Source organism: Deinococcus rubellus (assembly GCF_025244745.1).
Lineage (GTDB): Bacteria > Deinococcota > Deinococci > Deinococcales > Deinococcaceae > Deinococcus > Deinococcus rubellus.
In genome coordinates this window covers 175,515-201,755 of record NZ_CP104213.1, presented here as the reverse complement: position 1 = coordinate 201,755, position 26,241 = coordinate 175,515, and the positions used below count along the sequence as shown (strand labels likewise).

General features: G+C 59.1%; 34 protein-coding genes, 4 tRNA genes and 1 pseudogene. 22 read left to right on the top strand and 17 right to left on the bottom strand.

Going from position 1 to position 26,241, the window contains the following annotated elements; genetic code table 11:
* Nucleotides 1-133: 133 nt before the first annotated feature.
* From N0D28_RS01100 to N0D28_RS01090, 3 genes are all read left to right on the top strand, one after another.
* Entirely contained in the window at nt 134-760 is a 627-nt protein-coding gene (locus N0D28_RS01100) for an HAD family hydrolase (protein WP_260560577.1), read from the top strand.
* Nucleotides 761-825: 65 nt separating this feature from the next.
* Entirely contained in the window at nt 826-1,215 is a 390-nt protein-coding gene (locus tag N0D28_RS01095) for a DUF3208 domain-containing protein (RefSeq protein ID WP_260560576.1), read from the top strand.
* Complete coding sequence (locus N0D28_RS01090) at nt 1,215-1,445, top strand: hypothetical protein (RefSeq protein WP_260560575.1); 231 nt, start codon at nt 1,215-1,217, stop codon at nt 1,443-1,445. The genes N0D28_RS01095 and N0D28_RS01090 overlap by 1 nt, the downstream gene beginning before the upstream one ends.
* 32 nt (nt 1,446-1,477) lie before the next feature.
* Here the strand turns inward: N0D28_RS01090 and N0D28_RS01085 are convergent, their stop codons facing one another.
* Nucleotides 1,478-2,143, bottom strand: coding sequence for a hypothetical protein (locus N0D28_RS01085; RefSeq protein WP_260560574.1), 666 nt, complete (start codon nt 2,141-2,143; stop codon nt 1,478-1,480).
* 136 nt (nt 2,144-2,279) lie between these two features.
* On the opposite strand from N0D28_RS01085, the gene N0D28_RS01080 reads away from it, so the two are divergent.
* Nucleotides 2,280-2,355, top strand: a tRNA-Ala gene (locus N0D28_RS01080).
* A gap of 98 nt (nt 2,356-2,453) precedes the next feature.
* Here the strand turns inward: N0D28_RS01080 and N0D28_RS01075 are convergent.
* A complete protein-coding gene (locus N0D28_RS01075) occupies nt 2,454-2,744 on the bottom strand; it encodes a hypothetical protein (protein ID WP_260560573.1) in 291 nt (96 codons plus the stop codon).
* Nucleotides 2,741-3,184, bottom strand: a complete 444-nt coding sequence (locus tag N0D28_RS01070; RefSeq protein ID WP_260560572.1) for an acyl-CoA thioesterase — start codon at nt 3,182-3,184, stop codon at nt 2,741-2,743. The genes N0D28_RS01075 and N0D28_RS01070 overlap by 4 nt, the downstream gene beginning before the upstream one ends.
* 131 nt (nt 3,185-3,315) lie before the next feature.
* On the opposite strand from N0D28_RS01070, the gene N0D28_RS01065 reads away from it, so the two are divergent.
* The 7 genes and pseudogenes from N0D28_RS01065 to N0D28_RS01040 all read left to right on the top strand — a co-directional run bounded on the left by N0D28_RS01065 (nt 3,316) and on the right by N0D28_RS01040 (nt 7,125).
* Nucleotides 3,316-3,669, top strand: a complete 354-nt coding sequence (locus N0D28_RS01065; RefSeq protein ID WP_260560571.1) for a cell division protein FtsB — start codon at nt 3,316-3,318, stop codon at nt 3,667-3,669.
* A 172-nt stretch (nt 3,670-3,841) separates the two neighbouring features.
* The gene (locus N0D28_RS01060; RefSeq protein ID WP_260560570.1) at nt 3,842-4,981 is read left to right on the top strand and encodes a GGDEF domain-containing protein; all 1,140 of its coding nucleotides are present in this window, start codon (nt 3,842-3,844) and stop codon (nt 4,979-4,981) included.
* A 59-nt stretch (nt 4,982-5,040) separates the two neighbouring features.
* Nucleotides 5,041-5,508, top strand: a complete 468-nt coding sequence (locus N0D28_RS01055) for a DoxX family protein (RefSeq protein WP_260560569.1) — start codon at nt 5,041-5,043, stop codon at nt 5,506-5,508.
* A gap of 368 nt (nt 5,509-5,876) precedes the next feature.
* On the top strand, nt 5,877-6,236 hold the full coding sequence (locus tag N0D28_RS01050) for a hypothetical protein (protein ID WP_260560568.1): 360 nt from the start codon (nt 5,877-5,879) through the stop codon (nt 6,234-6,236).
* Nucleotides 6,229-6,657: a hypothetical protein gene (locus tag N0D28_RS01045; RefSeq protein WP_260560567.1), complete on the top strand. Its 429-nt coding sequence runs from the start codon at nt 6,229-6,231 to the stop codon at nt 6,655-6,657. Before N0D28_RS01050 ends, N0D28_RS01045 begins: the two co-directional genes overlap by 8 nt.
* 9 nt (nt 6,658-6,666) lie before the next feature.
* Nucleotides 6,667-6,885, top strand: a pseudogene (locus tag N0D28_RS15610) (HNH endonuclease family protein); the annotation flags it as partial.
* A gap of 99 nt (nt 6,886-6,984) precedes the next feature.
* Entirely contained in the window at nt 6,985-7,125 is a 141-nt protein-coding gene (locus N0D28_RS01040) for a hypothetical protein (RefSeq protein WP_260560566.1), read from the top strand.
* A 109-nt stretch (nt 7,126-7,234) separates the two neighbouring features.
* On the opposite strand, the gene N0D28_RS01035 is transcribed toward N0D28_RS01040, so the two are convergent.
* The 3 genes from N0D28_RS01035 to N0D28_RS01025 all read right to left on the bottom strand — a co-directional run bounded on the left by N0D28_RS01035 (nt 7,235) and on the right by N0D28_RS01025 (nt 9,680).
* Complete coding sequence (locus N0D28_RS01035) at nt 7,235-7,498, bottom strand: hypothetical protein (protein WP_260560565.1); 264 nt, start codon at nt 7,496-7,498, stop codon at nt 7,235-7,237.
* Nucleotides 7,499-8,093: 595 nt separating this feature from the next.
* The gene (locus N0D28_RS01030) at nt 8,094-8,381 is read right to left on the bottom strand and encodes a DUF4145 domain-containing protein (protein WP_260561947.1); all 288 of its coding nucleotides are present in this window, start codon (nt 8,379-8,381) and stop codon (nt 8,094-8,096) included.
* Nucleotides 8,382-8,813: 432 nt separating this feature from the next.
* Nucleotides 8,814-9,680: a PEGA domain-containing protein gene (locus N0D28_RS01025; protein WP_260561946.1), complete on the bottom strand. Its 867-nt coding sequence runs from the start codon at nt 9,678-9,680 to the stop codon at nt 8,814-8,816.
* 106 nt (nt 9,681-9,786) lie between these two features.
* On the opposite strand from N0D28_RS01025, the gene N0D28_RS01020 reads away from it, so the two are divergent.
* Both N0D28_RS01020 and N0D28_RS01015 read left to right on the top strand, forming a co-directional pair.
* Entirely contained in the window at nt 9,787-10,029 is a 243-nt protein-coding gene (locus N0D28_RS01020) for a helix-turn-helix domain-containing protein (RefSeq protein WP_260560564.1), read from the top strand.
* A gap of 27 nt (nt 10,030-10,056) precedes the next feature.
* Nucleotides 10,057-10,920 carry a hypothetical protein gene (locus tag N0D28_RS01015; RefSeq protein ID WP_260560563.1) on the top strand — a complete coding sequence of 288 codons (864 nt, stop codon included), beginning with the start codon at nt 10,057-10,059 and terminating at the stop codon, nt 10,918-10,920.
* A gap of 5 nt (nt 10,921-10,925) precedes the next feature.
* Here the strand turns inward: N0D28_RS01015 and N0D28_RS01010 are convergent, their stop codons facing one another.
* Both N0D28_RS01010 and N0D28_RS01005 read right to left on the bottom strand, forming a co-directional pair.
* A complete protein-coding gene (locus tag N0D28_RS01010) occupies nt 10,926-11,867 on the bottom strand; it encodes a DNA-methyltransferase (protein ID WP_260560562.1) in 942 nt (313 codons plus the stop codon).
* Nucleotides 11,867-12,976: a tyrosine-type recombinase/integrase gene (locus tag N0D28_RS01005; protein ID WP_260560561.1), complete on the bottom strand. Its 1,110-nt coding sequence runs from the start codon at nt 12,974-12,976 to the stop codon at nt 11,867-11,869. The genes N0D28_RS01010 and N0D28_RS01005 overlap by 1 nt, the downstream gene beginning before the upstream one ends.
* Before the next feature lie 206 nt (nt 12,977-13,182).
* Here N0D28_RS01005 and N0D28_RS01000 point away from each other — a divergent pair, with 206 nt between their 5' ends.
* From N0D28_RS01000 to N0D28_RS00985, 5 genes are all read left to right on the top strand, one after another.
* The gene (locus tag N0D28_RS01000; protein WP_260560560.1) at nt 13,183-13,461 is read left to right on the top strand and encodes a hypothetical protein; all 279 of its coding nucleotides are present in this window, start codon (nt 13,183-13,185) and stop codon (nt 13,459-13,461) included.
* Between the two features lie 48 nt (nt 13,462-13,509).
* Nucleotides 13,510-15,708: an AAA family ATPase gene (locus N0D28_RS00995; RefSeq protein ID WP_260560559.1), complete on the top strand. Its 2,199-nt coding sequence runs from the start codon at nt 13,510-13,512 to the stop codon at nt 15,706-15,708.
* 299 nt (nt 15,709-16,007) lie between these two features.
* Nucleotides 16,008-16,238, top strand: a complete 231-nt coding sequence (locus tag N0D28_RS15605) for a helix-turn-helix domain-containing protein (RefSeq protein ID WP_376777642.1) — start codon at nt 16,008-16,010, stop codon at nt 16,236-16,238.
* A 58-nt stretch (nt 16,239-16,296) separates the two neighbouring features.
* On the top strand, nt 16,297-17,226 hold the full coding sequence (locus N0D28_RS00990; RefSeq protein ID WP_260560558.1) for a hypothetical protein: 930 nt from the start codon (nt 16,297-16,299) through the stop codon (nt 17,224-17,226).
* A gap of 83 nt (nt 17,227-17,309) precedes the next feature.
* A complete protein-coding gene (locus tag N0D28_RS00985; protein ID WP_260560557.1) occupies nt 17,310-17,528 on the top strand; it encodes a hypothetical protein in 219 nt (72 codons plus the stop codon).
* 624 nt (nt 17,529-18,152) lie between these two features.
* Here the strand turns inward: N0D28_RS00985 and N0D28_RS00980 are convergent.
* The 5 genes from N0D28_RS00980 to rpsO all read right to left on the bottom strand — a co-directional run bounded on the left by N0D28_RS00980 (nt 18,153) and on the right by rpsO (nt 20,147).
* Nucleotides 18,153-18,229 (bottom strand) — tRNA-Arg (locus N0D28_RS00980).
* Between the two features lie 3 nt (nt 18,230-18,232).
* Nucleotides 18,233-18,323: transfer RNA gene (locus tag N0D28_RS00975), tRNA-Ser, on the bottom strand.
* Between the two features lie 29 nt (nt 18,324-18,352).
* Nucleotides 18,353-18,440: transfer RNA gene (locus N0D28_RS00970), tRNA-Ser, on the bottom strand.
* 100 nt (nt 18,441-18,540) lie between these two features.
* Entirely contained in the window at nt 18,541-19,800 is a 1,260-nt protein-coding gene (locus tag N0D28_RS00965; RefSeq protein WP_260560556.1) for a nitrilase-related carbon-nitrogen hydrolase, read from the bottom strand.
* Between the two features lie 92 nt (nt 19,801-19,892).
* Nucleotides 19,893-20,147 carry a 30S ribosomal protein S15 gene (rpsO, locus tag N0D28_RS00960; RefSeq protein ID WP_376777679.1) on the bottom strand — a complete coding sequence of 85 codons (255 nt, stop codon included), beginning with the start codon at nt 20,145-20,147 and terminating at the stop codon, nt 19,893-19,895.
* Nucleotides 20,148-20,309: 162 nt separating this feature from the next.
* Here rpsO and N0D28_RS00955 point away from each other — a divergent pair, with 162 nt between their 5' ends.
* Nucleotides 20,310-20,921, top strand: coding sequence for a deoxynucleoside kinase (locus N0D28_RS00955; RefSeq protein ID WP_260560554.1), 612 nt, complete (start codon nt 20,310-20,312; stop codon nt 20,919-20,921).
* Nucleotides 20,921-21,544 (top strand): deoxynucleoside kinase, encoded by a 624-nt coding sequence (locus N0D28_RS00950; protein ID WP_260560553.1) that lies wholly within the window; start codon nt 20,921-20,923, stop codon nt 21,542-21,544. Before N0D28_RS00955 ends, N0D28_RS00950 begins: the two co-directional genes overlap by 1 nt.
* A 136-nt stretch (nt 21,545-21,680) precedes the next feature.
* Here N0D28_RS00950 and N0D28_RS00945 read toward each other — a convergent pair whose 3' ends face one another.
* Complete coding sequence (locus N0D28_RS00945; protein ID WP_260560552.1) at nt 21,681-22,361, bottom strand: TMEM175 family protein; 681 nt, start codon at nt 22,359-22,361, stop codon at nt 21,681-21,683.
* A 75-nt stretch (nt 22,362-22,436) separates the two neighbouring features.
* Here N0D28_RS00945 and N0D28_RS00940 point away from each other — a divergent pair, with 75 nt between their 5' ends.
* On the top strand, nt 22,437-23,909 hold the full coding sequence (locus N0D28_RS00940; protein WP_260560551.1) for a UDP-N-acetylmuramoyl-L-alanyl-D-glutamate--2,6-diaminopimelate ligase: 1,473 nt from the start codon (nt 22,437-22,439) through the stop codon (nt 23,907-23,909).
* Nucleotides 23,910-23,948: 39 nt separating this feature from the next.
* Here N0D28_RS00940 and N0D28_RS00935 read toward each other — a convergent pair whose 3' ends face one another.
* Both N0D28_RS00935 and ygfZ read right to left on the bottom strand, forming a co-directional pair.
* On the bottom strand, nt 23,949-24,404 hold the full coding sequence (locus N0D28_RS00935; RefSeq protein ID WP_260560550.1) for a hypothetical protein: 456 nt from the start codon (nt 24,402-24,404) through the stop codon (nt 23,949-23,951).
* A gap of 10 nt (nt 24,405-24,414) precedes the next feature.
* Nucleotides 24,415-25,293, bottom strand: coding sequence for a CAF17-like 4Fe-4S cluster assembly/insertion protein YgfZ (gene ygfZ, locus N0D28_RS00930; RefSeq protein ID WP_260560549.1), 879 nt, complete (start codon nt 25,291-25,293; stop codon nt 24,415-24,417).
* A 61-nt stretch (nt 25,294-25,354) separates the two neighbouring features.
* On the opposite strand from ygfZ, the gene N0D28_RS00925 reads away from it, so the two are divergent.
* Nucleotides 25,355-25,687 carry a hypothetical protein gene (locus N0D28_RS00925; protein ID WP_260560548.1) on the top strand — a complete coding sequence of 111 codons (333 nt, stop codon included), beginning with the start codon at nt 25,355-25,357 and terminating at the stop codon, nt 25,685-25,687.
* Between the two features lie 4 nt (nt 25,688-25,691).
* Here N0D28_RS00925 and N0D28_RS00920 read toward each other — a convergent pair whose 3' ends face one another.
* On the bottom strand, nt 25,692-26,168 hold the full coding sequence (locus tag N0D28_RS00920) for a peroxiredoxin (protein WP_260560547.1): 477 nt from the start codon (nt 26,166-26,168) through the stop codon (nt 25,692-25,694).
* Nucleotides 26,169-26,241: the final 73 nt, after the last annotated feature.

Below are 26,241 nucleotides of genomic sequence, written 5' to 3'. Positions count from 1 at the left end.
CAGAGCATAAATCTCCGCTTAGATTTGAGTTGGGCCTGACGTCCGGCCTCAGCTCTCGTGAGTGTATGTCAGCCGCCGGGTGGCCTAGAGCAGACCGCCGCCAGGTCAAGCCCGCTCGGCGATAATACGCGGCATGACCCGATCTGCCCAGCCTCCTTTGCACCCCCGACATGTCGCCTTCGATTGGGGCGGCGTATTCACCATCGGCACCTTTGATGGGCGCTCGACAGGCAACGTCGCCGAGCGCAGCGGCGTCAGCGCCGAAGACATCAGAGAAAGCTATTTCCGGCACGTGCGGCAACTCGAGGTGGGGGCCTGGACCCTGCCGCAGTTCTGGGACACGCTGCAACAGGAGAGCGGGGCCAGCCTGCCCTACGCCGAATTCGAGGCGCTCTACCTGGGCAGCATCCACGACAACGCCCCGATGTACGCGTTGCTTGCCAGCCTGCCGCCGCAGGTTCGGGTGGGGCTGCTGAGCAACAACTACCCGGTGGTCAGCGACCATCTGCGCGCCCGGCCCGAGTTTGCCCGCTTCGATGCGCTGGTCTTTTCCAACGAGATCGGGGTCAAGAAACCCGACCCGCAGTCGTTCGCGGCGCTTGAAGCGGCCATGCAGTGTCCGGCGGCGCAGGTGGCCTTCGTGGACGACGTGCAGGAAAATATCGACGCGGCCAACGCTGCTGGATTTCACGGCCTGCTCTACCATCACGACGATCAAGCGGCCTTCGAGGCTGAGCTGGCGGCTTGGCTGGATGGTTGAACGGATCAGAGACTGTTCTTAAGGGTTCTTACTTCCGTCCTTCCCGCAGCCTGTAGAGTAGAGCCGTGAGCAACTCTGACGCCCCCGCCGCTGGCCCTGCGCATTCGGGCCGGACGGCGGTGCGGCTTTTGCAAGGCTACCTGTGGCACCCCGGCGACGAGGGCAACGAGACCTTCGAGGATTTCGACCTGGAGAACTACCTGCCGCACGAACTCGGCGAGGCGCATGTGTTGTGGGACAAGGTCACGCCCCCCTTCGCCTTTTTCGAGAACGGCGAACCCACTGCCGCGCAGGCGTTTTACCAGTTCACGGTGCTGCAAATGTATGACGCCCGGCCCAGTGCCGAGAACCTCAACGCCGACGCCCTGAGCGCCTCGCAGGGGCTGGGGCCGCTGCTTGATGCCACACCTGCTGGGGTGGGCTGGCAGCTCTGGGAAGATCTGCGGGAGCTGTGATGACCCAGAACGCGGCGGCTCCCCAGTCCGACCTGCCCTGGCTTGATCTCTATGTGGACGGCGATTCCCATCCCAGGCGCTTTGACCGTCCTGAAGCGGTGCGCGCTTACCTGAGCAAGGTGGAGCGGCTCGGTGAGGAGGGCATCAGTACCCTGCTCGAAGTCGGCGAGGTGGCCCCGCCGGTGACCCGCCGCCGCTACTGCCTGATTCCGCTGACGGCGGACAAGTAAGCCGCCTGGGAGGGAGTCCGAGAGGTCGGCGCTCAGCGGCCATCGCGCAGCAGCAGGCCGCGCCGGGTCCAGGACTGATAGTTGAGCTGACGCACCGTCTGAAAAGCCCGCATCCAGTCTGCTTCGCCCATCAGCTTTTGCCCGCGCCCGTGCCGGATGGCGAGCTGGCGGTGGGCGGCCAGAAACTCACTCATGGCCGCGCCGGGCAGGAGCCGCACGTCGAGTTCCTCACTGCTGCCCGGCGAGAACGGCAGGCCCGAGGTGCTGCTCAGCGATGCCGCGATGCCGCTGGCCTTGTCGCGGCTGAGCGTGACCGCCTGCACGAACGGCGGCAGGGTCTGGGCGTCCGGCGTCTCGCTCCAGCGCAGCGCCAGCGCCGTATCCTGGTCGAGCAGATAGGCGCGCTGGTGGCGTGCGCCGGCCAATTGTGGAGCGTAAAATACTCCCAAGGGCTGCGCGCCGAGCTGCTGCAACTCGTGGTCCAGCGCTCGGATACTGCGCGACTGCTCCGGTGACGCGCCCCAGTCGCGCTCGTCTCGGGCTTCAAAGCTCAGCTCGTGGGTGACCTCGGGGCCGGGTGAGGGCCGTCCCGCCAGCCGGGCGCTGCTGATGTCCGGCAGCAGACGCTGGGCCGCCGCTTCACCGAGCAGGTGCTGCAACTCCTCGGCGGTCAGGGTAGCGAGATTGAGACGGGGCACAGTTGCCGCCGAGTCTAGCACCTGCTCCCTGTGCGATTTGCCCACTCCATCAAGGGGAGCCAGCAGCTGGTGTTGACAGATCAGGGAAGCGCTGCTAACCTATCTGAGCTTGAAACGCGGTGGGTTTCAGTGGTGTGGGGCCATGGCGCAGCTGGGAGCGCGTCTGAATGGCATTCAGAAGGTCAGCGGTTCGATCCCGCTTGGCTCCACCAACAGAGAGTTTTACCAGAACAGAGGAGGAAAGGCCCGACGCACCAGCGTTCCGGGCCTTTCTTGTTGTTCATCCATCAGCCGCTCCATAGGTGATGAATCAGCCGTGCCGGTCGGCCTCGTCGCTGAGCCGGTCAAGCAGGGTGTTGGCCTCGCGGTGCTGCACCTGCGGCACGTAGAGGCCCACGTCGCCCATGTAGCCGCCGGTTTCGATCTCGATGACCGGCGAGGCCATGACCCACTGAAACGGCGTGCGCACCACGCTAACGATGCCGTGGGCGCTGAGGGTCCGGCGCACGCTCTCGGCGATGAGGCGCGGCAGGGTATCGAGCCGCACCCAGGGATCGCCCTGATACAGCACTGTGTCGCCGCTGCTCCGCTCGCCGGTCACAGCGCGCCGCTCGGCACGGGCAGGGTGAGATAGGTCGTCAGTGCCGAGCGGAGTGCCGGGCCAAGCGGCTGCGGGCGCATGTCCGGCCCCACCTGCACCTGCACGCTACGGGCTTCCAGGGCCACCACACCGTCGGCCAGCAGCCGGGACGCATAGGACCAGCTGCTCGTGCCCAGATGCGTGATGACCGTGAGAATCCGTACCCGCTGGCCCAGCTTGACCTCGCGGCGGTAATCGAGTTCGAGGCGGGCCAGCACCACCTTCAGCTGACTCAGGCCCAGCGAGGCGGTCAGGTCCAGCCGGGCCGTTTCTAGAAACATCGCGTAGGCCGCGTTGTTGATGTGGCCCATCTGATCGGTGTCGGAAAAGCGCAACTGAATATCGCAGCCGTGGGCGGCGGAAAAATCCAGCGTGGCCACGGCCAGGGCAGGAGAAGACATGCCGTGTACTGTAGTGCAAAGCGGTGAGGTGGCTGAACCGGCTTCGGAATGGACCAATTGTGGCGGTTGTGGACCGGCCCGTTCGGTGGACACTCACGTGCGGCGGCGGCGCGGCGCTAGACTGAGACCCGATGAAGTTCCGTTTGCCGCGCTGGGAGGAAGTGCGCCGCCTGCCCCTGACCATGATGATCGCCAGTCTGCTCGCCGCGCTGGGCATCGTGCAGATGTCGTTTCTGCTGGGCCAGAGCGTCTACCGCTCCCTGACCTGGACCCAGCAGACCACGCTGGCCCTCAGTCAGCAGGCCCAGTTGCAGCAAGACGTTCAGATCTTGCAGGAAGCCAAGGCCAAAGCCAGCGACCCCGAATACATGAATGCGTTGGCCCGCTGCATCGGCTACGTCGGCAAGAACGAGCGGGTGGTGGTGGCCCAGAGCGCCCAGGACTCCCCCCCTGGCGGCAACTGCGACCCGGTACGCCTGCCTTAAGTACCTGTCCACTGCCTTCAGTCGGAATAGTAACTTTCTCACAGACAGTCAGGATGCCGCACGCAAGAAAAATGTGTGAAACGGCTTGATACTGTCAGGCCAGCACCCGGCTTTCCCCGGCTGGAGCGCGCGGTCAGAGAGCAAAAATCAGGCGCGGGCTTGTGGAGCAGACTTGAAACAACCCACCATCACCCAGGCGGAACCGGCTTCCATTCAGGAGCGGCGGCGCAAGCACCAGCAGATCTTCAAGGCTACCTTGCTGATCACGATTCCACTGGGGCTGGTGATCTTGTGGGGCACGCTGCTGGGCTTGGTGCCGGTCTGGTGGCCGCTGTACCTGCCGCTGCTGGGCCTGATCCTGGTCGGTGTGTGGGAGCGGCGGCGTATGCACGCCTCGCGTTACGAAGCGTGGCTGGTGGCGGCGCTGTGCGTCAACGGCGTGGTGGTCAACATCTACCGCTGGGTCGGTCAGGACGGTCTGGGCCTGTTCGGTGAGCAGAGCCTGCTGCTGATCCTCGCCGGGATTTTCCTGTTTCAGCGGCCCCGCTGGGTGCTGGCCACCGCCCTGCCCTACGCCGCCCTGCATTTCAGCGTCAGTGTGGTGCTGGTGGCCCGTCAGCCCTCGCCGGAGCGCTGGATCACGCTGCTGATGCTGGCCACGACGGGAATGATGTTCTCGCTGCTCTACCTCTACCGCCAGTGGTGGGAAGAGGCCCACGAATCGCAGCGGGTCTACCGGAAGCTGGCCCACACCGACGACCTGACCACCCTGCCCAACCGCCGGGCGCTGCAAGACTTCTGGCAGGCCCAGGCGGTGCCTGACCCGGACACCGCCGCTGTGATGATGGTCGACATTGACCATTTCAAGCAGGTCAACGACCAGTACGGCCACGCCGAGGGCGACCGGCTGCTGTGGCTGGTGGGGCAGATGATTCAGCGGCAACTGACCGGCCCGGTGCCGCAGCCGGTGGGGCGCTGGGGCGGCGAGGAGTTTCTGGTGCTGCTGCCGGTGACGACCCCACAAGCGGCTTCCAGACTGGCCGAGGTGATCCGGGTCAGTGTGGAACAGGCCCAGGTGGGCGTGGCCCTGACGGTCAGCGTGGGGGTGGCCTTTCGCAAGGGCGATGAGGAACTGGCCAGCGCGGCGGCCCGCGCTGACGTGGCCCTTTACCGGGCCAAGCTGGCGGGCCGCAACCGGGTGATGCTCTACGACGAAACAGAGAATGAATACGCTGGGCCGCCGAAAGGTGAGGCGTCCGGCGACGAGTTTTACCCCTCAGAACTGGTGCCTGAGGAGCTTCGTTCATTCTGACGGTCCGGTGATGAACGAAGCTGGAACGCTGCCCCCGACTCAGGGTGTTAGCTTGGTTCATGTCGGCCACTCCAGCATCCCCATTCAGGTCTTCCGCCGCCAGCACTGCTCTGACGCCCCCCACTTCCGGTCTTCAGACGGCGGCCCGCTGGCTGCTGGGCGGCGCACTGATGCTGGCGGGCTTCTCGCACCTGACCAGCAAGCGCCAGGACTTTCAGGCGCAGGTGCCCAGATCGCTGCCGCTGAACCGGGATTTCGTGGTGCTGGCGTCCGGCGTCGTGGAACTGTCGCTGGGCGCGTCGCTGATCGTACTCAAGCCTCGCCGGACGGTGGGCCGGGTGGCGGCGGCGTTTTTCGTGGCAGTCTTTCCCGGTAATATCTCGCAGTACCTGACCCGCACCCCGGCGTTCGGCCTCAGCACCGACCGTTCGCGGCTCATTCGCCTGGCTTTCCAGCCGCTGCTGGTGTTGTGGGCGCTGTGGTCTACCGGTGCGCTGGCGGTGCGAGAGGAAAGCGCACGAGACTGACCCCGCAACGAAAAACCCCGTCCGAAGACGAGGTTTCTTGTGGTGTGCCTGAAGGGATTCGAACCCCTGGCCTTCTGATCCGTAGTCATTTCTCCTACGAATTTTTGCTGTTCAGCACAGCTTTTAGGGGATTTAGAGCCTCTTGATTCACTGCACCTCTAGCTCCATAGTTGCGTCGAAGTTGCGCACCAGCTGCGGAAGCCACTCGGCTAGGGTCGTAGGGGATGCTAGTGCTTGGGCTGATAGACTATTTATTACGATGAATAACGTCTACCTCTTCAGTGAATATCTACATGTTGTCCAGAATTAACTGGATCTATTGGTGGAGTGTGTTGTCCCGTTTCCTTATATGGTTGTTTTTCAGTTTCGTGATCAGCTGGCTGGCTATCGCATTTAAGTATATTGATCTTTACACGACCAAAAAAGTCAATATAGAAGATTTATACTATAAAGGCGATGTTTTCTTAATCGTATTGGTGCTTAATGCTACACTTATGGGCGACACTGCCACCAAGATCAAGAAGAGCACGCTTGCACGTGCCATAATAATTTTTATTAGCTTTGTCTCGTGTTCACTGTGTATATACATTTATGCCTCTTCTGATGTTTTAAAACATGATTTAGAAACTCTCAGATTTCTAAAATTTATCAGCAAAGTTCTCGTAGGCTCTATTATAATACTCAATATTGTGCAGATATTGATTGAGGGGAGAGAGCAAGATGAGTGATAATCCTTTAGGACTGCTAAACGCAATCGCGATTGTGGTCGGGATTGCTTCGATTTCCTTAATAGTTTCTAGTGCAATAGTTAGTTCTAAATTTGGTAAACAAAGCAGTGGAGATTCTTATGGAAATATGCTCGACGTTATTGATCAAGTGGATTCCGCAATCGTATCATACATACCAGATTCAGAGTCATCTAAGGGTTCGGCAAATATAAATTTGATCAATGAATACCTACAGTTTAAGTTCGAATATATGAAGATAAGAGATCTGCGTAGAGACGGGAATAGAGTGATAAATAAGCGTGATAGGTCTACTATATATGCACTAACTTACAAAGGAAAGTTACTTATCAAGCGCCTGGAAGCTGAAGCGAGAATTTTGGTAGTTGAGGACATGCCGGAATCCTCTGGCACTTCAGATTGAGCTGAGTTTATGGTGAAAGAGATTTTCCCTGCTCCCCTCAGCTCAAGGCTCGCTGTCACTCCTTCTGGCTGTTGGGAGTGGACAGGCGCACGCCATCGCCTGGGTTATGGCGTGGTCAAAGTTGCGGGGAAGCAATGGGTGGTTCACCGCTACGTCAGCACCCTCTTGGAAGGCGAAATTCCCGATGGAGTGCATGTTCTTCACCGTTGTGACAACACGCTATGTGCCAACCCAGACCATCTCTTCAGAGGCAGTCACGCTACCAACATGGCCGATAAGCAAGCCAAAGGTCGAGCCCCAAGAGGGGAGGTCCATGCCTCAGCCAAGTTGACAGAGGTGCAGGTGGTGGAGATACGGGCCAAATATGCCCAGGGAGGCAGCAGCTACGCTTCCCTCGCTGCGGAGTACGGCACCAGCAAACACAACGTCGCCATGATCGTCAAGAGGCGCATCTGGGCGCACGTCTAAGCCAATTCAAGCTGAGGCAGAAGCTGCCGTAGTTGCTGCGGTAGATGCCAGATCAATGAGAAGAGGCAGGACGTTCTCACGCCACTGCCTCACGGAAAATATTAGTTAATCAAATTGTGATGGTGTGTGTCCATCGTGATATGCCATTGTTGCTCAAATAGCCTGTTAAATCTTTGTGGCCGTAGTAGTGCTCATTTCCATACTGCTGGTACACGAGAGCGGCTTTATCAACTCGAAGCCCCTGTTGCCTTGCTTCTCTTATGAGGTCTGCTAGCAGGGATTGGCGCATACTGTCAGTATTGTCTTGGGCATTTGCCGCGAAGATTGCACAGCTTTGGCCCTGAATATCGAGATGAGCGAGTTGAATCTGCATTAATTAATCACCGCCTTAAATTGAGTTTTCATTTCTTATGCCTAGTGGCGTCTGTCAGGGTATACGTCTGTCCTGACTTCTCGGTAGGCGGCAGCGGGTTTCCGGCAGTACTGGTAATCTCGACACCAGTCTTACCGCCACGTGGTCCAACGGGTGCGTATTGACCACTCACAGGGGTGGTCTGTCCCGGCCTGAGTCCAGAAGTCGGCGTTTTCGGCATTGTAATCTCCGGTCTTGTGGAGTTAATTTCGTCTGTGATAAGTGTTAGCTCTTCACTTCCAACATCCGTCACAGACGGCCCATGAGACCAAGTCTAAGAGGTTTCTAGACTTGGTCTCATGATAATTGGCTCGTCCCTGAGAGAATGTGGTCCGTCTCACTACGTGCCGAACATATCAAGTGCATTTGTCCCCAAGTGAAATCACCGTCGATTTCAGAGCAGTGTTAAATGATGGGCGGCGGAGATATAAAGCTACCGCCCCTGCGGAGATTCTGCGTCTGGCACGTACAGAATCAATTTGTCAGGGGCGGTAGGGTCAGTAGGGTCGGTAGATTGCGTCATATCAGGTTTTCTAACAAATTCTGTTCGAGCAAGTCACTTCCCAATCTTTGCTCTATGCGCTGCGGCTTTGGCTGGGGCGACATACAGAACGTGCAGGAACTGCTCAGCCAAATCAATCATTGCGCTGGCGTCCTCTTGATCTGGCTCACTCCCTCCCGGATGCGCTCCATCGTTACCAACCCAGCGCACAACTGTCGCCCATTCGTGTACTTCATTAGTAATGATGTGATCGTCACGTAAGTAATTGATCTGCCCGACGATATTCGTATTTGTAGGAGCGCCTCTATCAATACACGCCATTTGAACAGCTCTCCTGCACATTGTTACCGCTGCACGCCAAGCGCCTACGGACGCACACTGCTTGGCTTCAACTAAGTTGCTCCTAATTGCTTCGGGAATCTCTGTTGGAGTCGGTGAAGGCAACGGATCTGGGTAAACCTTACCGTATTGAGAGGCCAACACTAAATTGCCACAGTTATTGCATTCTCCAATGTACCAGCTAACATTCATTCTGTCGTGAACTGCGTAAGGGAGATTTTGAATCAGTTTAGGAGTGATTGAAGTATGTACATGACAGAAAGGGCAGTGCATAGTAGCCATAAAGCTAAGATACACTGCCCGAGACACTGTTGATATACAGAGGCTGGCTCAGTCTGTAGCCTTACAGAGCTACCCCAAAATTTTACCGCCCCTGCCCTGCGGAGATTCTGCGTCTGGCACGCACAGAACCAATCTGTCAGGGGCGGCAGCAGGCTATCTGAATTTGGCTACGGTTTCACGAGTGGTCGGGTTGTACGTGCATGTGAACTCATTGTTGACCTCAGTGCCAAAGGCGTTCTGTGCCTGGATTGAAGATGCCCAAATCTTGCTGCCGTCCCCGAATTCCTTTGTCTGATCTGGCTGCGTCATTACGCTTGGAAACTTGGCACTGTCGGGTGACTTGAGCTGCGCTCTCACCGCTTCCTTGCAGCGAATCCAGAACACGCCGACACCAATCAACGAGGCTTCCCGCTCTGCCTTGGCTTGAGCAGCGACTGCGTTAATGACAGCTTGCTTCTTGGCTGCGGCTGCATCTATCACGGCTTGCTTTGCAGCGGCTGCCTTCGCCCGTTGCTCCTCAACCACCCTCGCCTGCTCAGCCTTGAGTGCAGCTGCTTTGGCCTGCGGCTTAGCAAGCTGGGCTTGCCTTGCCTGTTCCGCTTTCAAGTCGGCTTGTCGCTGGATGGCCGCCAGCTCCTCAGAAGAAAACGGAGCCAAGGCGATATTGAATTTCTGCTGCTTCGACACGTCCAACGTCTGCTTGAGGGCATGGTGACGCGGTGCTTTGATCTCAACTTCGTAACTGTCTCTGAGCAAAGGTAGCTCTCCCGTTGTGCCTGTGTATGTTTTGCCGTCAATCAAAATGGTGGCACTGGCTGGGGAAGCTGTCACAGTAACAGTCCGCCTTGGAGCCAAATTTCCGCCCAAAATCGCAAGAGCAAGGCCACCAACGAGCACCCCAGCGGCAAGGCCACGTCCCTTCAACTTGAGCAGTGGCACCTTTCCGAGAATCACGCCGATGAGTCCAAGCACGCCAACGACCAATCCAACCAAAGCCAACACCAAACTTACTGTCTGCATATTCAAGTCCTCCGATATTTAAGTATCTCTGATTTGAATATGCATAACACGATAGGACTTATTCGGGTCGGTCGCACTCAAGACGGTCTGCTCTGATGCTCTGGGTATGCCTCCCCGCAAGCCTCAGCCGATTGATCCGCAGGTGCAGGAAATCCGTGTTCGCTTAGGCCAGCGCATTCGTGGGCTGAGGCTAGCGAAGGGCATGAATCAAGACGAGTTCGCTGCCGTTGCGGGCATTCACCGAACCCATCCCGGCAAGCTGGAAAACGCACAAATTGATCCCCAGCTCAGCACCCTGATTAAGGTAGCTAAGGCGTTGGGGAGTGAAATTGCTGAACTGTTTGATTGATTGGGACAGGCATGGTCTACTCACCCTGTGAAAACCTCAGATGTTAGTGAGTCCAGTACGGCAACCTTGGAAGGCATGATCGGCAGCATGTATGAGATCAATGGTCTTCAGTCTCCAGAATCTCCTATGCTGCTTAGTGTTCTAAGCGATTTAGCCACTTTCACTGATTACCCATTACAGAAAGTCATTCATGAGCTACATGGGCTTGCAACTATGCGCACCGCGCCTGCTCCAACATTAGAGGACTTCTACAATGATGTTCCAATGCCGAAAGGCTTAACAAAAGAAGGTATAAAAGCTGCTCTGGACGCTACTCAAGAGATGATGGCAGTACTTAATCATGAAATCAAATTATTTACTGGTAAGTATCTACACGAATTAATCCAAGGTAACAACTACAGCGGTTTAGTTTCCAATCTACTGACCGTAGCTATAGGCGACCATACGATTTACAAGCCGTATCACGATCAAAAACATCCTGATCTGATGAATGATATAGACAATATTGGTTTAGAAATTAAGGCTTCCAACAAGGTTGCGAAGGGCGGAGAAGGGCATAATGGGACCAACGGCTGGCATATGATCGCCTGTTATAATCTCAATCAGGAAAGTGGGCAGATCCAGTTTACTCACATCGAAATTGCTGAACTGAATGGTATGAAGTCTACAGCAGTGAGTGATTGGAAATATGTTGGAAGCAATGTGAACGAGGAAGGAACTCAACGAACTGAAACATACACAACCACTCCAGAAGGGACTTGGAAGCTGAGACATGGCAGCGTATACATAAACTCGATACTGTGGCCTAACTGGAGCAATCTTTCAAAGCAAGCATGGCGTGGTGGGGAAATACCTCAGCATTCACCTTGGTACAAATCTAAGTCAATCTGATATCTTTAGCGAACTTTTTCAGCAAAAAGCGGCACCTCAGAGTTTCTTTCGCTGAAGCGTGGCTCTATTTGCGCAAGATGAGGTATAGCAGATTTAGCCAAGCTGAAGAATTGAGGGTCAAGTTCTACACCGCAAGCACTTAAACCTTGAGCGTGAGCAGCCGCAATTGTTGAACCTGATCCCATAAAAGGGTCAAGGATTCTGCCTTCGCCTAAAGGTAACAGAAGGCGTGTCAAGGGGCGCATTAGAGACTGGGGCTTCATAGTAGGATGATCGCAAATCAATCTTTCGGCTTTAGGGGTACGCTCTGATTGAATGACATCTACGAAAGGCACATCCGTTTGAACACGTCGAAGACCTCCCGTACCCCAAATGCGAAGGTTGTCGGAGACGCGCATACCTAGCTCTATAGGCTTTCTGAACAATAGCCAAGGCTCGTGGCCGCCTCTAAGCGATACAGCTACGTCTGGAAATTCGTTTTCAGCTAGCTTGGGACGGTCTCCACCACGCATTCCCCTATACATCCGAATAATTTGCCCTCGATATTCAAAACCAGCACGTTCTATTCCATTCTGCACACGGGAAGAAAGAAGAACATTGGTTGCGACAAGTACGTGCGCTCCTGGAACCAATACTGGTGCAAGTAAACTAGCCCAATCTGCGAAGTAAGTTTCAACTGCTTGCCGCTGTTCTAGAGATAAAACAGTGAAACGCGGCTGAGGACGGCGCTTACTCCCGCCAATCTCCATTGGAATACGCCAGATGCCGCCAACCCCAGAACGCATCTTCTCAATCTCTCCAGAGGTAAATTCAATCACCCCATAGGGCGGATCAGTGATAACGGCTTGAAAGCTATTCGGTGCTTGATTAGCCAACCACTCAAAGCAGTTTGCATTGTGTATTTCGTAGGTCATTCTCTGTTGCATCTTACCCTGTTGGTGTGACATCAATCCCCCGCCTCCCTGAGCATCTCCCCCAGCGAGAGCGCAGCTGCACGCCTTTGATCGTCAAACACATGCACGTATGTCCGCAGGGTGAACCCGCTGTCGGCATGGCCTAGGCGGTCGCTGACCACCTTAGCCGAGACATTGGAGCGGATCAGCAAGCTAGCCGACGTGTGTCTCAAGTCATGGAAACGGATGTGGGGCACACTGGCCCGTTGGCACAGCACCTCAAACTTACGCGCCACATTCGACGGGTTCAAGAAGTTGCCCTTGCTGGAGCTGAAAACCAACTCGTTGACTCCATAGGTGAGCCGGTGAGCTGTGAGGACTTCCAACACGTCTGGACTGAGCGTGATGACCCGCTTCCCTGCTGCGGTCTTAGGCTCGGAGACATGCAGCCCTCCAGCCACGTAAACAACGCTACGGGCCACCGTGAGCTGAGCGCGGGCCGTGTCCACGTCTGACCACCGGAGGCCCAACATCTCGCCCCTACGCATACCAGAGACCAGTGCCAAGTAGAACAGCGCATGGTAGCGGTGTCCCTCTGCTGCTGTCAGGAAGCGTTGGACCTCAGCTGGGTTCCACACCTTCATCTCCTGGCGCTGCACCTTTGGTGGCTTGATGCGCTCTGCCACGTTGCGCCCAACCAATTCCCAGTCCACAGCCTGAGAGAGCGCCATCTTGACGATTTTCAAGCAGCGTGTGGCTCTGGCTGCGGATTGGCCGGAATCAAGCATGCTCACCAGCAGATCTTCAACGTGCATGGCGGTGAGCTTGTCGAGCCGAACAGAACCTAGCTTGGGAACAATGAACTTCTGGCAGTGGGTGCGGTAGTCCGTCATGGTGGTGAGCCGCAGGTCACGCGCCTTGTAAGTGAGCCACCGATCGACAGCCTCAGCCACGGTAAGCCGCGCATTGCTAGGCGCAGCCGTGCCCCGTTCGCGCTCCTGCTTGATAGCGTCCAGCTTCGCTCGCACTTCCTGCTGGGTGTCACCGCTGACAAAGCGCCGAAGCTGCTTGCCATTTTCGTCATGTCCTAGGGTCAATGACCCGACCCAACCCTTGCCATTGCTGCGCCGACAGATGGACCCTTCGCCGTTTGATCGTTTCACGTTTGGCTCCTTGTGGCTGCGCAGCGTTGGTAGCTGCGAGCCTCAAGGTATTTCCAGCGGGAAGGTGCTGGGTTCGCACATCAGATTAGAGGCCAGCCCGAAATCTCTGCACGGAAAGGGCAAAACCAAAGCAGAGCGATAGCGAGGTTTTGTACGTCATGTGCGAAAGAATCATCTGTGGGCATACGTCCATATGGAGGAAAATCGTGTCCTATACAAAGAAAACGAAGACCAACCCAGAGGTCCGCGAAGCGATTCAAGCTGCTCTCGACAAACACGAAGCGACTCAAGCCCACCTACTCAGCATGAGTGAGATCGGCAAACTGCTGGGTCTCAACCCGTATCAACTGGTGCGGGCCAAGCAGACGGGCAAGCTGCCCACCAAGCGGCTAGACGTTGCCACGCTGGCTGACGTTCAAGCCTTTGCAGAGCAACACCTCATTACCGACAAGAACGGCAAACCCCGTATCGCTGCAGGTCAATAAGTTGCCCGCCCCTGGTCGCAACAGGAACGGACTGAAAGAAGGAGATGTATGGATAACCACATTATTTGGGATGAATCGCGCACAGATAGTAGTAGTTCCACTAAATCTAATTTAGATGTAGACTTCGAAATTGATCTTGCTTCCCATACTAGAAGCATGTCAACAGACTTCAGTGCTCTGTTTCCTATTAATCCAGATAGACATATTGTCATGGAGAGCTTTAACTCCGAAACGGGTGCTAAACCAAGCAGAACAGTACGTCAACCAGCCACACCTGGGGACGTGGAGCGACACCTCAATAACAATGAGCGCGTCGGAACACTGGGCTATCTTCCTGGCTATGCCACTGAAACCACAGTTGCTTGTGTAGATGTAGATAACAAGAGCAAAGGCATACGTAAATTAGAAGAGGCATTCCTACTAGAGACAAATAGCATTCAAACTGCCTTAGAGAAGAACGGCGTTGCCTTCAATTTGGAGATCAGTACTAATGGCGGTCATCACCTCTGGGTCTTCCTTTCTGAGCCTGTGCCCTACAAGTTACTGAGCAGTGTGCTCAAAGCTATTGCGGCTGAAGCTGGATACACAGGAGTGGAAGTCTACCCAATGAGCGAAAATCTCGGGGGCAGAATGGTGTACCTGCCCTACAGGGGGGCAACAATTGACCCGAAAGGCTTAGGTAATACCTTCTTGCAACGCACGGACGGCACGCCTATATCCCTTATCCAAGCTCTCGATCAAGTACGCCTTACCAGGGCTGAAACGATCCTCGACCTAGCTCATAGGATTAACGCTAGGGTCCCTGCAATGGCTGCTGAGGTGTCTGCTGCAGACTTGGACCCAGCCGGGTTCGAACTGTTAAAGAAGGCAGCCCTAACAACTCCGGAATCCTATGGACGACATGACAGTGCAGAGGCCTTTCTCAACGTGGCAGAGCGTATGAGCAGGGGTTCGGAGATGGCCGAGTTTCTCAAGTCAGAAACGGTTTTCAGTGTTTGGATTACGGATGGCAGCCGCACTCTCGCTTCCTGGGCAGCTGAGATTGACCGCTGGCTCCAGGGTAAGTCCACCCATCAATACGGGATCACGCAACTGCGTGATCAAGGTTGGCAGATGCCCGACCTTCCCAAACTTGGACGGCCTGCAGGACAGTTCAGAAGCAAGCAGTCCTGGCAGCGGAATTTGGAAGCGTTGAGACTCAAATATGCGCCCTTCACTAATGTACAAGGCGACAAGAGGCGCATCCGCCGTTACCGTGCCCACGAGGTGCGCAATATCCCTCCGCTTCAGCCTCTGGTCGGGAATCTTCTCGTGAAGCAAACCTTGGCTGCCCTGCTTGGTCCATCCGGCGCTGGCAAGAGCATGATTGGGCTTGACCTCTCGCTGCACGTTGCTACTGGGCAAGACTGGCAGGAACACAAAGTGAGTCAGGGGCCTGTGGTGTGGTTAGCGGCAGAGAGCATGGAGTACACCGCCAATCGCCTGGAGGCATGGTGCAACATGCATGTCGTAGCCCCTGAGTCTTTGCCCTTTGACCTGTTGGACGGCTACTTGTCTCTTACTGACGTGGAACCGGACGGTGGACTTGAGGAGCTAATTCTCACGCTCAAAGAGTCAGAGGGAGAACGGGGTCCGCTGGCGCTCATCGTGGTTGACACCGTAGCCAGAACGTTCGGTGACGGTGACGAGAACAGCAACGATGACATGAAGCATTTCACTGATGCTGCGGAGCTGCTCACGCGTATCTTCAACGCAACGGTGCTGCTCATCCACCACACTGGTAAGGATGCGAGTAGAGGTGGACGAGGTGCATCTGCATTCAAGGCCCCACTCACGACAGAGTTGGTTATCGAGAAGAAGGGAGGCTTGGTCAAGCTGAGCCAATCCAAGAACCGTGGCGCGGCTGAAGAGGGCAAACCCATCTTGCTGAGCTTTCAATCCCATAGCTGGGAAGAGAACGGTGTCGAGCGCAGTGCAGGAGTTGTGGCTAGGGACGCGGTGGCATCCGGCGTCATTATGGGCAGAGACCTCCTCACACCTCAACAGACAACCATCTTTGAAGTTCTGGAGGGGCTGTACGCGGATGTGGAAGCACCCATCAAGCGGACGGATTGGAAACAGGCTTGCGCGGAACATGATGTGGCCCCACGCCGATTCAATGAGGGGTTGAAGAGCTTACTAGAATCTGGGGCCGTTCGTGAAGTCATTCAGGGCAAGACCTTTGAACCTGTGGAGGCAGAGGATTAATGCTCACAGCGGATTCCAGCAGACGGGCGACTCCTCAGCCGAAATTGGGCGATTCGTGTATTCGCCCATTTCCCTCAGTTTGGGTGGGAGATCATCGCCCGCCCGAAATCGCTCAACCGCCCAAAATGCCTCTGTGCATGTGCTAGGCGCAGAAATCTACAGTCGCTCGGCACGATCGCCCAGAAGCGCCTGGTTCATCCGCAAACGGGCGGGCGGTGGTTTCCCTCTAGGGAACCGCCCACCGCCCGGAAACCGCCCGAACGCTAACCGCTCATTCCGGCTATCGAGGAGCCAAAACAATGACAACACCATTTGTTCCCGAAGGCATTCCACCCATGCGGGTTGGAGTGGTGGCCCTTGTTCTTGGCTTTTCAGTGTCAACTATTATCCGCTGGACACGAACAGGCCGACTTCCTTGTAAGCAATTTAAGTCAGGTGATCATCGTTATGTTCAGGCTGAGGACTTGGCATGGTTCGCGCATCAAATGGGCTTAACACCCCATTGGGAGAAAGCTCTAGAAAACTGTTGATATAATATCCAATCATTTGCATCAGTATCGAAGCATGCCTTAACGAGATAGTTAGGTCATGAAGGTTATTGAGGAAGCACAGCAAGCTTATGAAGATGCCAAAGCCTTAGCCATTCAAGCGCGAGCGGGGCATGAGAAGCTGATCGCCAACCGTGACCGTCTTGAAGGTGAATGCACGAGCGCTCAAGTGGAGTGGAACAAGGCCAAGAGCGATAAGGCCATGCAGCGGATGATTGAGCTTCGTGGCCAACTCAACTCTACCCGTGAGTTGTTGGCTGAGGAAATCCTTCCGCTGAGTGAAGCGGAAGCCTATGAAAGCACCATGCTCGCCAGTTTCCACCATGCGGAGGCGACCCAGCAGGCTGTTGACTTGGCAGTTCAGTTGGGTAAGCAGCATGAATATTTCCGAGAAGATTTCAACACGTTGCAGCGCCAGATGATTGAAACGCTGGGTAAGTTGCATCTCACGGCCAAAGGGATGGCCAGTATGCACAACAGTCAACATGCTTTGGCTAAGGATGTAGGGCTAACTGTCGAGCAGTTGCAGCGCCGGGTAGAGGCACAAGGCTTTGATGCCAACCCGCTCAAGTTGGTGCTGTATCACAACAACGTGATGGGTCTTGACCCCACTATTGAGCGCAGTTTCAAATTCCCGAACGCTGTGGACGGCTCTGGTATGGCGCAGTACGTCAAGGAAACGTTGATTGCTGGAGTGATGAAGCCTCACCTTGATCAGCAGCGAAGCCTGTACGAGCAGGAACGTCAGAGCATGCGCCGTTACCAGTCAGGGCAGGTTCAACATGCCACAGCAGAGAGTGAGAGGGAAGAAGAGCGCGAATTGAAACGCCGGACTAAAGCAGCTGATTTGCGTGAGGCTCAAGCTACCCGTGAAGCAGAGGCTTATGAAGCGCGGGAGTACGGGGCAGTCGTGCGCCCTCAAGCCTTGCAGCAAAGCATCACCGTTATCCTCAATGAGGATGAACAATGACTCCGGCGAAAGGGAGGGGGTCAGTCGGCAGGCGTCAATACATTGGCCGAATTCAGAACCGCGCTAATAACCTGCCTGTGGACTTGACTCGTATCACCAACGCTTTGAACAAGGCGCTCTCCACTGCGGAAGCTCTGCTGGAAGATGCCGACAAGTTGATTAAGCTCAAGGCCATACATGCCCTCAGCCAAACGAGTGCTGCCTTATTGAAGGTCTTGGAAGTGGGAGAGATGGAAGCTAGGGTAGCTGACTTGGAAGCGGCTGAACTTGAGCGTTCTGATGCCGAGCAGGAGTCAGAATGACCGCCTCTATCCGCAGGCGGGTGGACAAGCTCAGTGGTGACAATCAAGAACGCTGGCATGCGGCATGGGCGGAGTGGCACCGTGCAGCCATCTTGAATTGGAGGCGGAGCGGTGATGCAGCCGGAGAGCAACGCTTTGAGTTGCTGGACCCGCTACACCAAGAGTGGGCCGCTGCGTACTTCGCTGGGGAGTTGCCCAGCTTCTTGGCGCGAGGGGCTGCCCTTGCCAAATGGTGGGAAAGTGCGCCCCGTTTATGGGGGTGGCTATGGAAGGTGGAAGGCTACTACTTGGAGCACAACGTCCGTATCTGGCCAAAGCACTTGCTTTCAGCGCCTGCTGTGTCTGCAGAGGGCTTGACTCGCCTCCTAGCTGAGGCTTCCTCTTCGGAGGACATGGCCTTGATCTTCGCGGTTATGGCGAGCTGTGAGCCCTCAAGCGAGGCAGGCTTACGGCAGGTGGAGGCGTGAGGCTGACTTTTAACTGCTCCGGAGAAAACCTGAAATAGGGTGTTCTCCCGACCCTCCCGACCCTGAGTAGTTGCGCGGTAGTTGCGAAGTGACGATTTCAAGCCGTTAGTGACCCTTCGCCAAAACGAGAAAAGCCCCTCTAGGAGGGGCTTTCTTTTGGTGTGCCTGAAGGGATTCGAACCCCTGGCCTTCTGATCCGTAGTCAGACGCTCTATCCAGCTGAGCTACAGGCACCTATGGCGGAGAGAGAGAGATTCGAACTCTCGATACCCTTGTGAGGTATACAGTCTTAGCAGGACTGGGGTTTCAGCCACTCACCCATCTCTCCAGCGGTCTTGCTGGGCTGGCCCGTTTCGTTGGCGGAGGGTGAGGGATTCGAACCCCCGGTAGGTTGCCCTACTACAGTTTTCAAGACTGTCGCCTTCAACCGCTCGGCCAACCCCCCACGCGCGGCGGCGGGGCGCATCAAAGAGGCTTCTCCGGATGCGTAAGGGAGTATAGGGGCCATCTTCAGGCTTGTCAAATCGGCTCCCCATCCGAGTGGCTCACCTCCGGCGTCGCAGCAGCGTGATCATCCCCAGTCCCAGGGCCGCCGTCAGCGCCCAGCCATAGCGCAGCGGCGAAAGCGGCAGCCTGGCCTGACCGCTTAGCAGCGCACCGAGGGCCTGCTCGTGCGGCGTGCGGGGCGGCGGCGTGAGTGTCTGCGGCGGCAGCCTCAGGTCGGCGTGGATGACGCCGCTGAGGTAGGCGTTCTCGCGCGGGTGGCCCGAGTGGGCGGCGAGGTTCTGGCCCGTTTGGCGCAACTGCTCGGGCGGGCCGTCTTCCACCCACGGCAGCAGCGCCAGAAAGCCGCTGCGGGGCAGGGTCAGGACGTAGCTGCGGGGCGGCAGGCTTTCCCAGGCCGGGCCGGTGACGCTACTCTGGCCGTCGAAACTCAAATCGAGCAGGTTGCCCACCACCATCGGGTTGACGGCGTAGCGAATCTGGCCCGCACCCGTGACCTGCCAACTGCTCTCCAGCCAGGCCAGCGGCTGGTCGCGCGGCGTCGCTCCCGCCGGGTAAATGCCCTCCTTGCCGGTCCAGGGACTGCCATTGGCGTCGGGTTGCAGCAAGACGGTGCAGCCCTGCGCCGCCAGCGTGCCGATTACGTCTGTCCGGAAGGCGTCGAGGCTGATCGCCACGCCCAGGTCGCCCGCAGGCGTCGGGAAGACCCGCAGCGCCGAGAGGTCGCCGGGCGAGAGGTCGACGCCGCCCTGCTCCTCGTCGGGCGTCAGGTGAACCTTGTCGGCAGTGCCGATCAGCTCTCCGTCCGGCGCAAAAATGGCGGTCTGGTTGTAGAGGGCGCTGCTCTCCCGCCTGAGCTGGTCGCCGTGCAGCCGGTAATGCGGCGTCGGTGTGCTGCCTGACACCAGGTAGACGCCGTACTCGCGGGCCAGATCGCGGCAGGTTTTCAAGTAGAGAGAGACGGTCTCGCCCGCGCGGGCCAGTTGCAGGGCGCGGATGGGGGAGACTTTCTCGCGGACCAGGATCGGCAGCGCTTCCGGCAGGTGCTGGAGCAGCAGCAGCGCTGCCGCCCACTCGAATTTGTCGGTGGCCGCCGCCAGGAAGCCGCCGCGCAGCACCAGTGGCAGGCCGTTAAGTTCGGTCAGCACCACCAGATTCGGCTGGGTCGGCGAGAGGTGGGGCCGGGCCAGTTCCAGTTGCGAGCGCATCCAGCGCTCAAAGGCCGCTGTGCTCAGAAAATCGCGGGCGTGCCACTTGGGCTGCACGGCCACAGCGCGGACGTTCCTTGACGAAGAGGACATGGGTTGAGCTTAGCGGTTGGGCGGCTTCTGTTCCCACAAGCCACAAAAAAACCGCCCAGGAGTACTCCCAGGCGGCGTTCGTTGGTTTCGACTCAGCGAACGATGCGCTGGCCCCGGCGAATGCCGAGCGTGTTGGTCAGGGCGATGTAGGCGTCGTAGTCCTTGCCTTCCAGGTACTTCAGCAGGCGGCGGCGCTTGCCGTTCATCAGTTGCAGGCCGCGCTGGCCGTGCTTGTCCTTCTTGTTGGTGGCCAGGTGATTACTCAGGTTGCTGATCCGGTCAGACAGCAGCGCGATCTGCACGCTGGTGCTGCCGGTGTCCTGCTCGTTCTTGCCGTGGGTGTTCATGATCTCTTTGCGGTGTGCGGCGTCCATGGTGTACCTTCTTCTGTTTGGTGTCCGGCCCGGTTCAGTCAAGGGAAGTCCCCTCCCGTCGCGGCGGCAAAGCCGAGTGTAGCAGGTGGCGGCAAAGCGCGGCAAGCCCGGCGGCCAGACGCTATCTTGCCGGGCATGTACGTGGTTGTCGAAGGCCCCATCGGTGTCGGAAAGACCAGCCTCTCCGGGCGGCTCTCGGCGCGCTACGGCGCGGAGCTGCACCTCGAAGTGGTGGAGGAAAATCCCTTCCTGGCCCGCTTCTACGAGTCGCCCGAGAGTTACGCCTTTCAGGTGCAGGTCTACTTTCTGCTGTTCCGCTTCAAGCAGCTCTCAAGTATCAGTCAGGCGGGGCTGTTCAGTCAGAACGTGGTGGGCGACTACCTGTTCGACAAGGACTTTATCTTCGCGGCCATGAACCTCAAAGACGCCGAGTTCGCGCTGTACCAGGACCTTTACGGCCACCTCAGCCCTAGATTGCCGGTGCCGGATCTGGTGATCTACCTGCGGGCCGAGCCGGATGAGCTGCTGCGGCGCATCGCCCTGCGGCAGCGGCCCTTCGAGGACGCCATGCCCGCCGCCTACCTGGCCGAGCTGACCCGGCGCTACGACGAGTATTTCCGCAGCTATCCGGGCCGGGTGCTGGAAGTCAGCGCCGATCACCTGGATTTCGTGGGCAATCCCGAACATGAGCGCGAACTGCTGGCACGCATCGACGCGGCCCTGAATTTCACGCCAGTGATCGGCTGATGTACGTGGCGGTCAGCGGCAACATCGGCAGCGGCAAGAGCAGCCTGACCCGGATGCTCTCGGAGCGCTACGGCCTGCGTCCGGTCTACGAACCCTACGCCGAGAACCCTTACCTCGAAGACTTCTACCAGGACATGCGGCGCTACTCGTTTCACTCGCAGATCTACTTTCTGAGTAAACGTCTGGAGCAGCACCTGAGTCTGGTCAATGGGGCCATGTACGTCATTCAGGACCGCACCGTGTTCGAGGATGCTGGGGTGTTCGCCCGCAACCTCTACGAGGGCGGCCAGATGCAGGCCCGCGACTGGGACACCTATCTGGGTCTCTACCGGGGCATTCTGCCTGCCCTGCGGGTGCCGGATCTGCTGATTCACATCGACGCCTCGCTGCCGACCCTGCGAAGCCGCATCGCCGTGCGCGGGCGCGAGTACGAGCAGAGCATTCCCGAAGCGTATCTGGCTGACCTCAACAGGCTCTACGCCCGCTGGGCCGATCAGTACGACCACAGCCCGGTGATCCGCGTGCCCGGCGACGAGTACGATTTCGTCCACGACCCGGCGGCCTTCGGCTGGGTCTGCGCCCAGGTGGAGGCGCGCGGCTACGGGCTGCCGCTGCTTCGGTAGACGGGAAGCGCCTGGCCGCAGCCTTTTGCAGCGGCCACCGGGTCTTCGCTGGGGCGCAGGGCAAAGTTCAGCAGCAGTGCGGTGGGCGAGGTGCTGCGGTTGTCTGGACGTTCGGGGACAGACAGCCGGGGCCGGGTTACCGATCAGGGCCAGCAATGTGGTCAACAGTATGAATGTGGAGCGCCTGATCTATGGGCGGCGGTTCTCGCGCTTCAGGATCAGGCTTCGCAGTGGCCTGGTCAGGAGTAAGAGCAGCAGAGGGTAGTAGCTCAGCCCTGGAAACAGTAGCGCCAGCGTCAGCTGCCAGATAGAGCAGAGTCGTCGTCAGCGAGATCAGCAGATGGGTGCGGGGCAGCGAATGTTCGGCATGTTGCAGCTCTGGCGTCCTGTACACCAACCAGTCCATCAGCGTCAGAGAGACCGAACCCAGCCACATGGTGCCGATGTACAGCGCAAGGATGGAACGGTCGGTGGGTACGGCCCACAGCAGTGCCGACGGCAGTTGCAGGAAGATAATGGTAAACATCCAGGCGAAATTCAGGCGCATCAGCAGGGGCGAAACGCGGGCAACATACTCGAACAGATTGTGGTGGTTGAGCCAGAAGGCCATGACCACCAGAAAACTGACGGCGAATCCCAGCAACTGATGGTAGTAATGATGCAGCCAGACCACTGCCGTGAGCTGCTGGCGGGCCGCTTCGGGTACCGAGTCGACCAGGGGCAGCACCAGCAGGGTCAGGGCAATGGCGACCACGCCGTCGGTAAACGTTTTGAGCCGCTCGGCGCTTTTATAGTTCTGGGGCTTGACTTCGGGCATACCTGGAGTTTAAAACCTGGCCGCTTCTGCCTGAGGCTAGACCCGCCTCACCCGCAGCCGTTAGTCTGAAGCTCTATGCACCTCGCTGATCTCTGCATTGCCCTGAGCCTGAGTGCCCCTGCCGAGAACCCCGACATTCTGGCTGTAACCCACAACGCCGCCTGGGTCACGCCAGGCGCGGCGTTCGTGGCGATTCGCGGCGCGCGAGTAGACGGCCACAGCTTCGCGGCGCAGGCAGCTCAGCAGGGTGCGGCGGCAATCTTCGGTGAGGGCTGGCCGCTGCCGGACCCCTGCCCGCTGCCCTACGTCACCGTGCCGGACGCCCGCGCTGCACTGGCTGATCTGGCCGCCGAGCTGGAAGGCCATCCCAGCCGTGCCCTGAAGGTGGTGGGTGTAACCGGCACCGACGGCAAGACCACCACCAGCTGGCTGACTGTCCACCTGCTGCGCTCGGCAGGCCTGTCCACCGGCCTCCTGAGCACGGTGGGCTACCAGCTCAGTGACGGGGAAACGCGTCACTTTCCGGCCCATTTCACCACCCCCGAAGCGCCGCAGGTACAGGCCACCCTGCGCGAACTCGCGGCCACTGGGGTGCAGGCGGCGGTGCTGGAAGCCAGCAGCCACGCCCTGGCCCTGGAGCGGGTGCGGGCGGTGGCCTGGGATGTGGCCGTCTGGACCCACCTGAGCCGCGAGCACCTTGACTTTCACGGTGATATGGAGAGTTATTTTGTCGAGAAGCGCAAACTGATCGAGCGCGCGCCCTTCGCAGTGCTCAATGCCGACGATCCCTGGACAGCGCGGCTCAAGCTGGGACCTCACGTGACTTACAGCGAGGGGGGCCATCCCGCCGACTGGCAGGCCCACCAGATCGAGGAGCAATCCGGCGGCCTGGCCTTCGAGGTTCGCTCGCCCGCCGGAACGTTTGCGGCCTTTTTGCCGATGATTGGCCGCTTCAATGTCGGCAACGCACTGGCAGCGATGGCGGCGGCGCACCAGCTGGGGGCCACCGCCGAACAGCTCGTCCTCGGCCTGGCGAAGTTCGGGGGCGTGCCGGGCCGCATGGAACTTGTCGCCAGCCCGGTGGGTCCCTCGCCCGCGCTGGGGCCGAGGGTCATCGTGGATTTCGCCCACACGCCGCCGAGTCTGGAAAAAGCCCTGGGCACCCTGCGCACCACCACGCGCGGCCAACTGATCGTGGTAATCGGTGCGGCGGGCGGGCCGCGCGACCCCGGCAAGCGCGGCCCGCTGGGTGAGGTCGCCACCCGGCTGGCCGACGAGGCCATCTTCACCGAGGAAGACTGCCGCGATACTCCACTCGCCGAAATTCTGACAGCGATGGCGCTGGGCGCGAAGGGTGCGGGGCGGGCCAATTACTGCATCATCCCGGACCGGCAGCACGCCATTCGCCACGCGGTGCGGCTGGCCGGGCCCGGCGACACGGTGCTGCTGGCCGGAAAAGGCCCCGAGGAAACCCTGGAGCGCGAAGGCGAGACGATTCCCTGGAATGAGGTCGAGGAAGCGCGGACCGCACTGGGCCGTCTGGAATAGTGGGCGCTCGGTGCCGGGCCTGCCCGCTGGTCTAGCCCTCTACTGCGCCCGCTCCGGACTGCCAGCAACCGGCACGGCCCAGCCTCGCAGCAGCGCCCAGCCCGCGATCAGGGCCAGAGTGCTCAGCGGCAGCAGCAGCAGCAGTGCGTCCGAGCGCCGCCATAGGGCGCAGGCCATCAGCAGCGGTACGGCGGGGGCCGAGGCCAGCAGCACGGCGGCGCTGAGGGTACTGCCGGGTTCAGGGCTGCGGGACTGCCGCCAGGCCAGGGTCAGGCTCAGCAGCGAGCACAGCAGCGCCACACCGACCAGTAGCCAGGTGATGCCGGGTCCCCAGCCGGGGCGCAGCGCGAACCCCATAGGCAGCCCGATCAGCACTCCCGGCAGCGCCAGTGCCCCCAGTCCCAGCAGGTATAGCCCGCGCAGCCGCCCAAAGGTGGCGGGCGGGGGTGGCGTGGCAGGTGAAGTGGTGTTGTGAAGCGGGTCCGGCACACTCATGCCGACAAGCTTACCCGGCGCTCACGGCAGGCGTCTCCAGGCGGGCCATGACGCCCCCGACTTCCAGCATGGCGTCCGGCGGCACGTCTTTGCGGAGGCGGGCCAGCGCCAGGTCGCCCACGCTGCTGCCGGTGCGCCCCACCAGCTTGCCGCCCAGCAGAATGTCGGTGTGGGCGGGCAAGGCTTCGCCGCTGAGCTGGGCCAAGTGATAGCGGGTGTTGCCGCGTGCTTCCAGCCGGGCCATGATCTCCTGGCCCACGTAGCAGCCCTTGCGGTAACTCATGGCGCTGTCCAGTCCGACTTCCTGCGGCAGCAACCCGGTCCAGCCGTCCTGGGTCACGTCGCTGATTCCGGCGCGGACGCGGGCCGCCTCCAGATCAGCAAAGGGCAGCTCGGCGTGGGAGTTCTCATCAGTGTTCAGGGCAGCCAGCAGCGTCGCCTCGTGCCGCCGCAGATAGTGCAGGTCCAGGCCCGGCATGCCCGTGCGGTCAATCTGTCCGGCCAGCACTGAGCCGCCGCCCAGCTCAAACGTCTGCACGGCTCCCCCCGCCGCGTCCCAGCCCGGCACGGCCTCGCTCCAGACATGCAGGCTGGCGAGCTGGTCCGTCACGTCCTGCACCTCCACCGCGTCGAAGATGATGTACTTGCGCAAGCGGGCGGCCAGCGCGGGGGCCTGGCCCTCGGCCAGATGCAGGTAGATGTCCTGCTCACGCTTGTAGATGTGGGCGAAGAACTCGATCTGGCCCTTGTGGTTCAGGAAGCAGGCGGGCACCATGCCGGGGGTCGGTGCGGCCTTGAGGTTGTTGGTCATCTGGCCCTGCACGAAGTCGAGCCGGTCTGCTCCGGTCAGGCGCAGGGCGCTGGAAGGCAGGCGGGTGAAGACGGTCATGGGGAAATCCTAAGCCAAGCCGCGCGGCCCAACTGTGCAGCCGAAGTGTGTACCCTGGGGCATGAACCTAGAACAGTATCGCCGACCCGGACTGCCGCGCCTGAAGCTCTACGCCAGCTTATACGCCATGCTCGTTTTGACGGCGGTGCTGGGGCGTGGGCGTCCGGGCGAGCTGGGCACCGCCGAGACGCTGAAGCGCAGCAGCTTTGCCCGCATCATGTTCATGGACATCGGTATGGTGAGCACGCTGGGGGCGCTGTATCTGGTGCTGGGCGGCAAGACGCCCGTGCGGGTGCCGGGGGCCATTGCTACCCTCTTCGCGGGCAGCTTCGCCCTGATCCCGGCGCTGGCCTGGGAGGACTGGACAGCCATGCAGGAGGAAGGCGAGAATTGAGCCGCTACAGCTCCCTGATCTTTTTCAGCACCTCGCCGGGCCGCAGGGTGTAGTCGCCTGCCTTCTCCTCCACGAAGCGGAAACGCAGTTTGCCCGCCTTGTCGATCAGAAACACGGCCCGACCCGAGATGGCGCGGTCCTCGATCTCCACACCGTAGCTGCGGGCCACATCGAGCTTCATGTCGGCCAGCAGCGGCACCTCGATGCCGTACTCGGCGGCCCAGGCCTTGTGGGTGTGCAGGCTGTCGCGGTTGATGCCCAGCACCACGGCGTCCACCTCGGCGAAATCGTCTTGGCGACCCGAGTATTCGGGAAGTTGCATGCTGCATACGGGCGAGAAATCGAGTGGGTAAAACACCAGCACCACATTCTTGTGGCCCCGGTAACTACTCAGCGTCACCGGCTCGCCGCCCGTGGAGGGCAGGGTGAAGTCGGGCGCGAGGTCGCCCACTTGCGGCGCGGTCGGGCTGGGGGTCGTCATGCCGCCAGTTTAGCCGAAGCGCCCGGAGGCGAACGGATGAGTGGACAAATATTGCGGGAGCGAGCCGAAACTT